General features: G+C 39.8%; 7 protein-coding genes. All 7 read left to right on the top strand.

Annotated elements, in window-relative coordinates; all coding sequences use genetic code 11:
- Position 1 precedes the first annotated feature (1 nt).
- The 7 genes from GM418_RS02445 (at position 2) to GM418_RS02415 (ending at position 12,088) form a co-directional block, all read left to right on the top strand.
- Positions 2 to 1,474: a sulfatase family protein gene (locus tag GM418_RS02445; protein WP_158862796.1), complete on the top strand. Its 1,473-nt coding sequence runs from the start codon at positions 2 to 4 to the stop codon at positions 1,472 to 1,474.
- 174 nt (positions 1,475 to 1,648) lie between these two features.
- The gene (locus GM418_RS02440; RefSeq protein ID WP_158862794.1) at positions 1,649 to 2,815 is read left to right on the top strand and encodes a DUF6786 family protein; all 1,167 of its coding nucleotides are present in this window, start codon (positions 1,649 to 1,651) and stop codon (positions 2,813 to 2,815) included.
- A gap of 26 nt (positions 2,816 to 2,841) precedes the next feature.
- Positions 2,842 to 4,281 (top strand): L-fucose:H+ symporter permease, encoded by a 1,440-nt coding sequence (gene fucP / locus GM418_RS02435; protein WP_217447688.1) that lies wholly within the window; start codon positions 2,842 to 2,844, stop codon positions 4,279 to 4,281.
- 32 nt (positions 4,282 to 4,313) lie between these two features.
- Positions 4,314 to 5,492 carry a glycoside hydrolase family 172 protein gene (locus GM418_RS02430; protein ID WP_158862792.1) on the top strand — a complete coding sequence of 393 codons (1,179 nt, stop codon included), beginning with the start codon at positions 4,314 to 4,316 and terminating at the stop codon, positions 5,490 to 5,492.
- Positions 5,493 to 5,566: 74 nt separating this feature from the next.
- The gene (locus tag GM418_RS02425; RefSeq protein ID WP_158862790.1) at positions 5,567 to 7,657 is read left to right on the top strand and encodes a glycoside hydrolase family 88 protein; all 2,091 of its coding nucleotides are present in this window, start codon (positions 5,567 to 5,569) and stop codon (positions 7,655 to 7,657) included.
- Between the two features lie 118 nt (positions 7,658 to 7,775).
- Entirely contained in the window at positions 7,776 to 10,370 is a 2,595-nt protein-coding gene (locus GM418_RS02420; RefSeq protein WP_158862788.1) for a GH116 family glycosyl hydrolase, read from the top strand.
- Positions 10,371 to 10,420: 50 nt separating this feature from the next.
- Positions 10,421 to 12,088 (top strand): ribulokinase, encoded by a 1,668-nt coding sequence (locus GM418_RS02415; RefSeq protein ID WP_158862786.1) that lies wholly within the window; start codon positions 10,421 to 10,423, stop codon positions 12,086 to 12,088.
- Positions 12,089 to 12,109 lie beyond the last annotated feature (21 nt).

Here is a 12,109-nt window from a genome sequence, read left to right as displayed (position 1 = left end):
TATGAGTTTTGGAAATAAAAGTAAACTGTTGTTTTTTATAAGCTGTGTAATTGGATGTTTCTCTTGTTCAACGCAGATACCGAAAAAGCAGGATAAGCCGCCTAATATTGTTCTTATTTTTGTGGATGATATGGGGTATGGAGATTTAGGGTGTTATGGAGCCACTCAATATCAAACTCCCAACCTCGATAAAATAGCAAGTCAGGGTATCCGGTTTACTAACTTTTACGCTGCACAACCCGTTTGCAGTGCTTCCCGTGCAGCATTACTAACAGGTTGTTATCCCAACCGGGTCGGTATCCACGGGGCATTGAAACCTAATTCTAATATTGGCTTAAACCCTGATGAGGAAACCATTGCAGAAGTCTTAAAAAAGCAAAATTATAAAACAGCAGCAATCGGCAAATGGCATTTGGGGGACCTTCGCCAATTTCTGCCTTTACAACAAGGGTTTGATGAATATTTGGGAATTCCTTATTCCAATAACATGTGGCCGGTTTATGATGATAACACAAGAAATTTTCCGGAAAGATCAAAATGGAAAGAGAAATACCCGGAGTTGCCGCTGATTAAGGGCAATCAAAAAATAGGAGAATTTAAAAATAATGAAGACCAGGAAATATTAACGACACTTTATACTCAAACTGCTATTGAGTTTATTAATAGCAATAAAGAAGTTCCATTTTTTTTGTATCTGGCTCATTCCATGCCACATATTCCTTTAGCTGTTTCAGAAAAATTTAAAGGAAAAAGCGAACAGGGAATTTATGGAGATGTAGTAATGGAGATTGACTGGTCTGTTGGCCAGGTGCTTAAAACACTTGAGGAGTGTGGGCTTAGCAACAATACCCTGGTAATTTTTGCATCAGACAACGGGCCATGGCTGAGTTACGGTAATTTCGGGGGCTCTGCAGGTGGTTTGCGTGAAGGAAAGGGAACTACGTACGAAGGAGGGCAGCGTGTTCCATGTTTGATGAAATGGCCAGGTGTAATCCCTGAAGGAATTATATGTAATAAATTGGCTTCTGCCATTGATATTCTTCCTACGCTTGCATCCATTAGCGATGTGCCTTTGCCTTCTAAAAAAATTGACGGGGTAAATATTATATCACTTATGAAAGGTGAAAAAGATGCAAATCCAAGAAATAGCCTTTATTATTATTACAGGGAAAATAGCCTGGAAGCTGTACGGAAAGATAACTGGAAGTTGGTTTTACCACACGTTTTTTGGTCATACGAAGGGATGAAGCCTGGCCAAAATGGATTACGAGGCCCTGTAAAACGATGGGATGCAAAACTGGCACTTTATGATATGCGTCGTGATCCCGGTGAACGATATGATGTCAAGGAACTTTTTCCTGATGTTGTTGACGATTTGCTGGAGCTGGCCGAAAAGGCCAGAGAAGATTTGGGGGATGATATTACCGGCAGGGAAGGGGAAAATAGGCGACAACCGGGAATTGTAAAAGAGTAATATTAAAATTATAAACTCTGTTTATGAGGTCATAGCGATAATAATTGCCTTAACTATATAACAAAAATGAATATGAAAACATCGACCTTGCTAAAATTCAGCGCTTTGTGCTTACTGATGTCTAGCTTTTTGCTTTTGTCATGTACAACGCGTTCAGGGAAAAAATCAGTAACAATGGAAAAATCAGAAGAATTAAATCAGGGTACATACGCTTATGATGTAGCCTTTCTCAAAAAGAATAGTATCAAAACGATTGAACTAAGCGATTTAGAGTCAAATTCAAAAGTATTGCTTGCTCCCGGATACCAGGGGCGTGTGATAACAAGTTCTTCAAAGGGTAATGAAGGATTGAGTTATGGATGGATTAATTATAAATTGTTCGACTCAGGAGAAAAGAGCCCTCAGTTTAATCCAATTGGTGGCGAAGAAAGATTATGGCTGGGGCCGGAAGGTGGACCATTTTCCATTTACTTTAAACCCGGTGCAGAACAGGTTTTTGCCAACTGGGTAGTTCCCAAAGAACTGGATACCGAGTCTTTTGAAGTTTTGGAACAAAAAAGTGATGAAGTAAGCTTTGGAAAGAACTTTTCAATTGAAAATGTTTCCGGAACATTAATGAATATTGGGCTTAAACGCTCTGTTAAGGTTTTATCAAAATCTAATATTGAGGAAGTATTAGGAATTTCTCTGACGCCGGATATTAATTTCGTTGCCTTCGAATCGGTTAATACTCTTTCTAATACCGGGACAAACAGCTGGAACTCCGAAGATGGTATACTTTCTTTGTGGTTATTATGCATGTTTAATCCTTCGGAAAAGGGAGTAGTATTTATTCCATACCGGCAAGGCAGTGAAGCTGAGATGGGAAAAATTGTAACAGATGATTATTTTGGTAAAGTACCTTCCGATCGATTGATTGCAAAAGCGGGTAATTTGTTTTTTAAAGTTGATGGGAAACATCGAAGTAAAATAGGAATTCCTCCAATGAGGGCAATGCCCTATTGTGGAAGCTACGATCCCACCAATAAAGTATTAACCCTGCTTTGGTACTCAAAACCTGATGTGTCGGGGAAATATGTAAATTCATTATGGGGAGAACAGGACAACCCGTTAAGTGGAGATGTAATCAATTCGTATAATGACGGGCCAACAGATGACGGATCTGTTATGGGACCATTTTATGAAATTGAAAGTTCTTCTCCTGCTGCATTGTTAAAACCAGGGGAAGAAATTACACACAGGCAACGTATTTTTCATATTTCAGGGGACGAAAGTCAGCTCAGCAACATCACCGAGAAGTTATTCCATCTCAGCATTGATGAGATAAAAACCGCATTTTAATAAGTCTAATCCAACCAATATATTATATGAAAAACATAGAAAATCAATCGATTATTCCCAAAGGAATTTTGTGGCCGTTTATATTACTCACTTCCTTGTTTTTTGCCTGGGCAGTGCCCAATAATTTAACGGATACTATGCTTGCGGCGTTTAAACGCATAATGAGTTTGACCGATACTAAAACAGCCTGGATCCAGGTTGCATGCTATTTAATTGGCTATGGTTGTTTTGCCATCCCGGGAGCATTGTTTATAAAACGGTTCAGCTATAAATCAGGCGTGATGCTGGGATTGGGGATGTATGCCTCGGGAGCATTTTTGTTTTATCCTGCGATGCTGGTTTCACGTACCAATATTGGGATTGGTTTTTTGATGTTCCTGCTGGCAATAATTGTTTTGTTTGCCGGGTTGTCGATACTTGAGACATCAACCAATTCGTATGTTTTTGCAATTGGCCCGGAGTCAACAGCTACACGGCGACTAAATTTTGCACAATCTTTTAACCCGTTTGGGGCGATAAGTGGTGTTGTTATCAGCCAGGTATTTGTTCTTTCACAATTAAGTACATTGGGGCCAGCTGAACGGGCCGCAATGTCTCCGGCCGAGCTGGCAAAAATACAGGGAACAGAGCTAAATGCAGTAACAACCACGTACCTGGCCGTGGGTGTAGTTATGGTCACTATCCTGATCATGATTTTTTTAACAAAAATGCCCAACCTGAAAGAAGATGATAAAAAGCTTGATTTTGTTGGAACATTTCGCAGGCTGATAAAAAAACGAAACTATACATGGGGAGTGATAGCCCAGTTTTTCTATGTCGGCGCACAAATTGCAGTGTGGTCATTTACGATCCGTTACGTTATGCAGCAATTGAACCTGGATTCAGTAATTGCCGGGCTTGGGGCCAATCCCTCTTCCGGTGAAGTTATTCAGGCATTACGAAATGTTGAGCCTGTTGCTGCCGGATTTTATAACCTGGTTGACTGGCTTGGCCTTGAACCCTTACTTCCAAGAACACCTGAACAAGCGGGTGCCACTTACTATATCATGTCATTAATCCTTTTTGTAGTTGCACGGTTTATATGCACCTGGCTAATGCGCTTTTTCAAGCCAAGAACAATGCTGACAGCGCTTGGTGTTTTAGCGGCGGTTCTTTGTGTTGTTACCATTTATGGGGAAGGCAATGTGGGGGTGTATGCATTGATGGGAGTTTCCGGTTCAATGTCGCTTATGTTTCCTACTATTTATGGGCTGGGAATTAGCGGATTGGGCGAAGATACAAAAATAGGCGGTGCAGGTATGGTGATGGCCATTGCCGGGGCTGCTGTTTTAACACAAATTCAGGGAATTGTCTCAGACCAGGCCGGAAGTATAAAACTGGCTTACTGGGTCCCTGCTTTTGCTTTTATTGTAGTTGCATTTTACGGGGTTTTGGTTGGAATGAACAAAAGAACCCCTTCTATATAAACTTGAAAGAATAATCATAAATATCAAATCTAATGAAAAGAATTATCTTAATTAATTTATTCCTTTTTTGTACCAGCTATTTGTTTGCACAAAATATGGACAATGAGATGTTTTCGCTTACTAAAATCAGAGAAGGTGTAAAATCAAAACGTGTTGGCAGTTATGACAAGACAGGTGGAAATAATGATCGTTTTACTAATATAAAGGATGGTGAAAAGATGGTTATTATGAATGTGGAAGGGGCTGGAATAATCAATCATATTTGGATTACAATAGCTCCCAAAGCTGACAAAGTAAATCGGAATGATGTGATTTTACGTATGTATTGGGATGGCAATTCGTTTCCTTCGGTTGAAGCGCCGCTTGGTTCTTTTTTTGGAAATGGCTGGGACGAAACATACGATTTCGTAAGCGCCCCGCTTACCGTTGCCCCTGCAGTAGGAAAATCGTATGTTAGTTATTTTGCGATGCCTTTTTCCAACGGCGCTAAAATAGAAATTGAGAACCAATCCGGAACCGAAATCAGCGCATTCTATTTCAATATCGATTATGTTGAAATGGACAAACTTCCTGAGGACTGCGGACGTTTTCATGCCTGGTACAATAGAGAAGTTACAAAAGCATTGCCTGAAGGCGAGAATGAATGGGGTACGCTTGGAGAACAGGGAAATAATTTAACTGGTGATGAAAATTATGTCTTTGCTGACATTAAAGGTAAGGGGCAGTTTGTAGGGGTAAATTACTACATCAATTGTCCTACAACGATGTGGTATGGCGAAGGAGATGAGATGGTTTTTATTGACGGGGAAAAAACACCGTCCATAGTTGGAACCGGTACTGAAGATTTTTTTAATACCTCATGGAGTCCCAAAGAATTATTTTACCATCCTTATTTTGGGTATCCCCGGGTAAATAATGAAACAGGCTGGCTTGGCCGTACTCACGTATATCGGTTTTTACTTTCCGATCCCGTGTACTTCGATAAATCCTGCAAATTTACAATTGAACATGGACATAATAACAATTTAACACTGGATCTAGCTTCAGTCGCCTACTGGTACCAGCATAAAGCAGCTCCTTTGCCAAGGTCGTTTAGCAAAGAAGAACGTAAACCTTTACCTGCAATAAGGGCCGTCGACATCCATTTATGGAGGGATGCCTGGAGAAATGCACATGGTAATAAAAGAGATCTATGGGGCAATGAAAAATAAACATAAAAACTCCATTCTTAACCTAAATCATCAGGAATAATTTAACTGAAATAATATATCAATTAAATCAAATTATGAATAAATTTTATTACATAAAAACTACGGTTTTTATATTTGCTTTTTGCATTACTATTTTAAGTTATTCGAAAAGTAACGCACAATTACCTAAAGAATTAGAAGCCTATATATCTGCTATCGATTATGGTAAACTGGGAAATTTAGCCCCGAAAGTAGAGTATGCTGAAGTTTCGGATCAGATAATCAAAGTTTCAGTATATTTTCAAATACCGGACACACTGCAACAAGACGACTGGAAGATGCAGTTAAAGCCTGCTTTTGTTCCAGATTTTAACTGGGCGCCACATCTAACGCCAACCGATAATCACATTATTGCTCAACATGTTTTTCGTTCGCCGGCTTTAATTGTGACTTCTCAATCAAAACAGTTGGCATTGATTCCCTATCTGAATATACTGAAAGGGGAGAATCCTGTAGACTGGTATATGGATATGGATGCACAAAATAATCTGTTAACACTCGGACTTAGCAATTCAGAAGTTGACGGGCATATTCTTTTTGTAAAAAAGCCCGGTGCAATTTTCCCCAAAGGAAATATCGAATTTGGGTTTTATATTCTTTATTCCAATAAAAAGGAAGATTTGTTTAATCCATGGCGAAAAGTAGCAGATTTCTTCTGGAATAATTGGGGAAGTGATGAATTTAAAAAAGTTATGAAAACACATGCATCCCCTGAAAAATATATAGAACACACATACAATTGGGCATTTAATTCATGGAAAAAAAGTGTCTGGCAGGACATCCATATCGATGGAAAAGATGTTGGCGCTCCCACGTATATTGTTAATACAACGCAAAGTCCAAATTATCCCGGAGAGGTTAATGAAAGAGGGTTTCGTTCTGTCTGGAATCAGGCATGGTTTAGTTCCTTACGATCTGCTTCCGGACTATATCGTTATGCCAAACAGACGAATGATAAAAAACTGCTGGAATATGCGTTAAAAACGAAAGAACTGGCGCTTTCTTTTCCTCAAAAAGAGGGGTTTTTCCCTGGAGTGATTGCAACCGAAATGGAAAAAGTAGAAATAGGGGGAAGGGAATACAACCGTTCCAAAGGCTGGGATAATTGGTACTGGGGAAATTCAAACCGAAATCCGTATACCCGCGATGCACATACCGCACCCTATCATATTCTGGACATGAGTTTTACAGCAAACCAGATGCTTCTGTGGTATAACGAGTTGGAAAAAGACTCGCGTTTGCTTGAATATTGCAAAACGTATGCTGATGCATTGCTAAAAAAACAATCTCCTGATGGTTTTTTCCCCGGTTGGTTAACACTCGATAGCCTGGAACCGATGCAACATTTAAACCAATCTCCGGAGTCTGCAGTTTCTGCATTGTTTCTTCTGAATATGTTCAAGGCAACCAGTGATGAAGCCTATTTCGAACCAGCATTAAAATGTATCGACGCTATTGTTGAAACAATTATCATGCAAGGGCGCTGGGAAGATTTTGAGACCTATTGGTCTTGTTCAGGCTATGGTTCAAAGAATTTGGTTGGTAAAAAAGAACAACGCAACAATCAATACAAACAGAATACACTTTCTATTTTCTGGACTGCAGAGGTTTTATTCGAAGCATATCAGCTTACCAATAATAAAAAGTATCTCGAATACGGTGAACGGGCAATGGATGAATTACTGATGTACCAGGCTACTTGGCAACCACCTTATATATATGTGCGGGCAATTGGCGGTTTTGGAGTAATGAATGCTGATGGGGAATGGAATGATGCACGTCAGGGTTTGTTTTCTGAGCTAATTATCCGTTACGGGAAATTATTGAACCGGAATGAATACATAGAACGGGGAATTGCTGCTTTGTATGCTTCATTTGAAATGATGTATTGCCCCGAGAATCCACAAACAAAAGAGCAATGGGAAAAAGCCTGGCCATTTTTTGGCCCGGAAGATTATGGTTTTATGATGGAAAATTACGGCCATCAGGGAATGACAAGCGGTGAAGGGATTGGAATCGGGGAGTTCACAATTTATGATTGGGGAAATGGTGCTGCAGCTGAATCTTATACCCGGATTGTAGATCATTTTGGAAAAGACTTTTTTAAAGACCTTAGTTTTGATTAATTTTTAATAACCAGGATAACAAGAAGGTAGAGAGAATGTTGCATTACGCTTCTGTTGGCAATTTTAAATAGTGTACATATTAAAAGATATAGAATACAAATAACAAAATAAAATAGAAATGAAAAATAAGAATCATGCATTGTTGTTAGCGATATTGTTGGCATTGATTTCATACAATATGAAATCGTATGCCGAAAAAGAGTCAGGACATAATTTTAATGAAAGTTATACAGGAGAAAACCTGGACAGAATTGCTTTTCCAATTGGAGGTATTGGGGCAGGTATGTTTTGCCTTGAAGGAACAGGAGCTATCTCGCATATGTCGGTCAGAAACCAACCTGATATTTTTAATGAGCCTTTTATGATGGCTGCAATTGCGGTAAAAGGATATAAAAATGGGGCAAAAGTACTTGAGGGGCCTGTTCCCGGGTGGAAGATATTTGGCAATCCAAGAACAGGCAATGGTGCGCGAAGTAAGAACTATGGTTTTCCACGCTTTGAAGGAGTAAATTTTAAGACCCGCTTCCCATTTGCAGATATTGAACTAAAGGATAGTGATATTCCCTTAAATGTATCATTAACAGGGTGGAGTCCATTTATCCCTACTGATGAAGACAATTCAAGTCTGCCGGTTGGTGCTCTTGAATACAAATTCAAAAACACGAGCAATAAAAGAATAGAGGCTTGTTTTTCTTATCATGCTCAAAACTTTATGCGAATTGAAATCACTAAAGAATGGGGAGGACAATATGAAAGCGGAGATTCAATTTCGGCGATAAGTAATGGATTCCTGCTCAAACAAGAATGTAAACCAGATAAACCCCATTATAAAGGGGACTTTGCAATTATGTGCGATGATTCTAAAACAATAACTGATTTATCCTGGTTTCGTGGTGGCTGGGTCGATTCCCGAACCATATTTTGGAAGGACATCTCGGAATTTACTTTCAAAGAAGATACCAAATCCAATGGGGCGCCAGGTGCCTCTCTATATGTTCCGTTTGAATTAGAGCCAGGCGAAGAGAAGATAATCAAAGTAATGATGGCCTGGTATGTTCCGCACTCTGATATTCGGTCTGGTCTTCCTCCTGTTGATATGAAGACGGAAATAGCAAAAAATTGTGATCCGTCAACCGGTTGTTGTTCCGATTTAAGTAATACTTATTATGAGCCTTGGTATTCCGGAAGATTTACAAGTATTGAAGAAGTAATAAAATACTGGCGACAGAATTATTATGAGTTAAGAAACAAGTCTGAATTATTTTCTAAGGCCTTTTATTCCAGTACGCTGCCCCCTGAAGTAATTGAAGCAGTTGCTGCCAATCTTACTATTCTGAAGTCTCCGACTGTTTTGCGCCAGAAAGATGGAAAACTGTGGGGGTGGGAAGGATGCCGTGATGCGGCTGGTTGTTGTCCCGGTTCGTGTACGCATGTGTGGAATTATGCACAGGCAATACCAAATTTATTTCCTGCACTGGAAAGATCCTTACGGGAAACTGAATTCGAGGTCAGTCAGAATGAAGAAGGGCATCAGAATTTCAGGGCAAGTCTGCCTATTAGTCCGGTTGAAGGACATAACTTTCATGCCGCTGCTGACGGACAGTTAGGTGGAATTATGAAGGCTTACCGGGAGTGGCGTATTTCAGGCAATGATGAATGGATGAAAAAGTTATATCCTTATGTAAAAAGGAGTATGGATTACTGCATCCAAGACTGGGATCCAAGGCACACCGGGACCTTGGAAGAGCCACATCACAACACTTATGACATCGAATTCTGGGGCCCCGATGGAATGTGTACCAGTTTTTATTTGGGCGCTTTATCAGCTATGATTGAAATGGGGAAATCAATGGACGATGATATCTCATTTTATGAAGAGTTATTAAACAAAGGGAAAAAGACGATTGAAAACGACCTGTTTAACGGTGAGTATTTTATTCAGAAAATAAAGATTGATGGTTTAACGGCGAAAGATCCGGTTGCTGAATCAAAAATTGGGATTATGATGAATTATTCACCAGAAGCAATTGAATTGTTGCAAAAGGAAGGTCCAAAATATCAATATGGTAACGGATGTTTGTCAGATGGAATACTTGGTGCATGGATTGGGGAAATGGCCGGACTTAAAAATATTGTAGATAAAAATAAAGTTAAAAGTCATCTTGTATCCGTTCATAAATACAATTTAAAGAACGATTTGACAGACCATGTTAATCCGCAACGCCCAACCTACGCTGTTGGAGATGAAGGAGGCCTTTTACTTTGTACCTGGCCCCATGGAGATAACTTAACACTTCCTTTTGTTTATAGCAATGAAGTATGGACCGGAATTGAATACCAGGTTGCCTCTCATCTTATGTTTATGGGCGAAGTTGAAAAAGGCTTAGAGATTGTACGGGAAGCACGGAAACGCTACGATGGACGGATTAGGAACCCGTTTAATGAATTTGAATGCGGTCATTGGTATGCTCGTGCCATGGCAAGTTATGGACTTTTGCAGGGACTAACCGGTGTGCACTATGATGCTGTTGATCAGATTTTGTACGTTGATTCTCAAATAGGTGATTTTACAAGTTTTCTTTCTACTGAAACAGGTTTTGGAAATGTGGGACTAAAAGGAGGAAAACCATTTTTAAACATCGTGTATGGATATGTCGATGTAAATAAGATTATTGTTTCCGGTGTTGAGGTTCCGAATAATCTTAATGACTAGTCAGGTGCTTATCATTCCGTGGCTTGAATATAAATAAGTGTGATTTTATTATGAAAAAATATTGTATAGGAATAGACTTTGGAACTGATTCCGTTAGATCATTAATTGTTGATGTAGAAAGCGGTGAAGAAGTTTCAGGTGCGGTTTATAATTATCCCCGTTGGAAACAAGGATTATATTGTGAAGCCTCGAAGAATCAGTTTCGTCAACATCCACAGGATTATTTGGAGGGACTGGAATTTACGATAAAAGAGGCCTTGAAGAATGCTCCAGACGATGTTGCTAAAAAAGTTGTGGGAGTTTCTGTTGATACAACCGGTTCCACTCCTGTTGCCGTTGATGATACCGGGACGCCACTATCATTAACTGCCGGCTTTGAGGAAAACCCAAATGCCATGTTTATATTGTGGAAAGATCACACGGCAGTAAAAGAAGCTGATGAAATTAACGAGCTGGTCAAAAAATGGAAAATTGATTTTACAAAATATGAAGGTGGAATTTATTCATCAGAATGGTTTTGGGCAAAACTGCTTCATATTATCCGTAAGGATGCAAGGGTTTATCAAGCTGCATATTCGTGGGTGGAACATTGTGACTGGATTCCCGCGCTACTCACCGGTAATACCGATCCAAAAACATTAAAAAGAAGTCGATGTGCTGCCGGTCACAAAGCGATGTGGCACGAAGCTTTTGGTGGTCTTCCATCAGAAGAATTCCTGACTCAGCTTGATCCAATGTTAGCCGGTTTAAAAGATCGTTTGTTTAAAGAAACTTTCACTTGCGATGTATCGGCAGGAACTTTGAGTGAAGAGTGGGCGAAAAAATTAGGTCTATCTACCAACGTGGTGATTGGGGTAGGAGCTTTTGATGCTCACCTTGGTGCTGTTGGTGCTCAAATTGAGCCTTATCACTTGTCGAAAGTAATGGGTACATCAACTTGCGATATGTTGATTGCGCCACTTGAAGAAGTGGGTGATAAACTGGTAAGCGGTATTTGTGGTCAGGTTGACGGATCTATCGTTCCGGGTATGTTAGGTTTGGAAGCTGGTCAGTCGGCATTTGGTGATATTTACGCCTGGTTTCGTCGTTTGATCGAGTGGCCAATGCAAAATATTTTGGCCGAATCTGATTTGATCGACGAGGAGACTAAGAAAAAACTGATAGATGAAACTTCAGGCAAGATCATTGCTAAATTAAGCCAGGAAGCTGAAAAAATTCCTATCGCAGAAAGTGGAATCGTAGCACTCGACTGGATGAACGGTCGTCGTACTCCGGATGCTAACCAGGCATTAAAAGGAGCGATTATCGGATTGAATCTGGGTTCGGATGCTCCTCGTATTTTCCGTGCATTGGTTGAAGCTACTGCTTTCGGATCAAAAGCCATTAACGATCGCTTTATTTCTGAGGGAATCCGCATCGACGGTGTAATTGCACTGGGTGGTGTGGCTAAAAAATCGAAATTGGTAATGCAAATTGTTGCCGACGTACTGGATATGCCAATTAAAGTGGCTCATTCAGAACAAGCTTGTGCTCTGGGTACTGCAATGGCAGCAGCAGTTGCAGCCGGTGTTTACGAAAACCTTGGCGAGGCGCAGGCAAAAATGGGTGGAGGTTTCGAAATGGAATATCATCCAATTCCTGAGAATGTTGAGAAATACAAAACCTTATATAAATATTATAAGAAACTTGGTGATTTTGTTGAAAAAGAATTGACTTAATCGAATAATAAAAAATTATAA

Source organism: Maribellus comscasis (assembly GCF_009762775.1).
Taxonomy (GTDB): domain Bacteria; phylum Bacteroidota; class Bacteroidia; order Bacteroidales; family Prolixibacteraceae; genus Draconibacterium; species Draconibacterium comscasis.
This window is presented reverse-complemented; position numbering and strand designations above follow the sequence as displayed.

Bases quoted from the DNA above. Each gene is read 5' to 3' on its own strand.
- GM418_RS02445 (WP_158862796.1), top strand. From the start codon at position 2: ATGAGTTTTGGAAATAAAAGTAAACTGTTGTTTTTTATAAGCTGTGTA.
- GM418_RS02415 (WP_158862786.1), top strand. From the start codon at position 10,421: ATGAAAAAATATTGTATAGGAATAGACTTTGGAACTGATTCCGTTAGA.
- GM418_RS02425 (WP_158862790.1), top strand. From the start codon at position 5,567: ATGAATAAATTTTATTACATAAAAACTACGGTTTTTATATTTGCTTTT.
- GM418_RS02440 (WP_158862794.1), top strand. From the start codon at position 1,649: ATGGAAAAATCAGAAGAATTAAATCAGGGTACATACGCTTATGATGTA.
- GM418_RS02430 (WP_158862792.1), top strand. From the start codon at position 4,314: ATGAAAAGAATTATCTTAATTAATTTATTCCTTTTTTGTACCAGCTAT.
- GM418_RS02420 (WP_158862788.1), top strand. From the start codon at position 7,776: ATGAAAAATAAGAATCATGCATTGTTGTTAGCGATATTGTTGGCATTG.
- fucP (WP_217447688.1), top strand. From the start codon at position 2,842: ATGAAAAACATAGAAAATCAATCGATTATTCCCAAAGGAATTTTGTGG.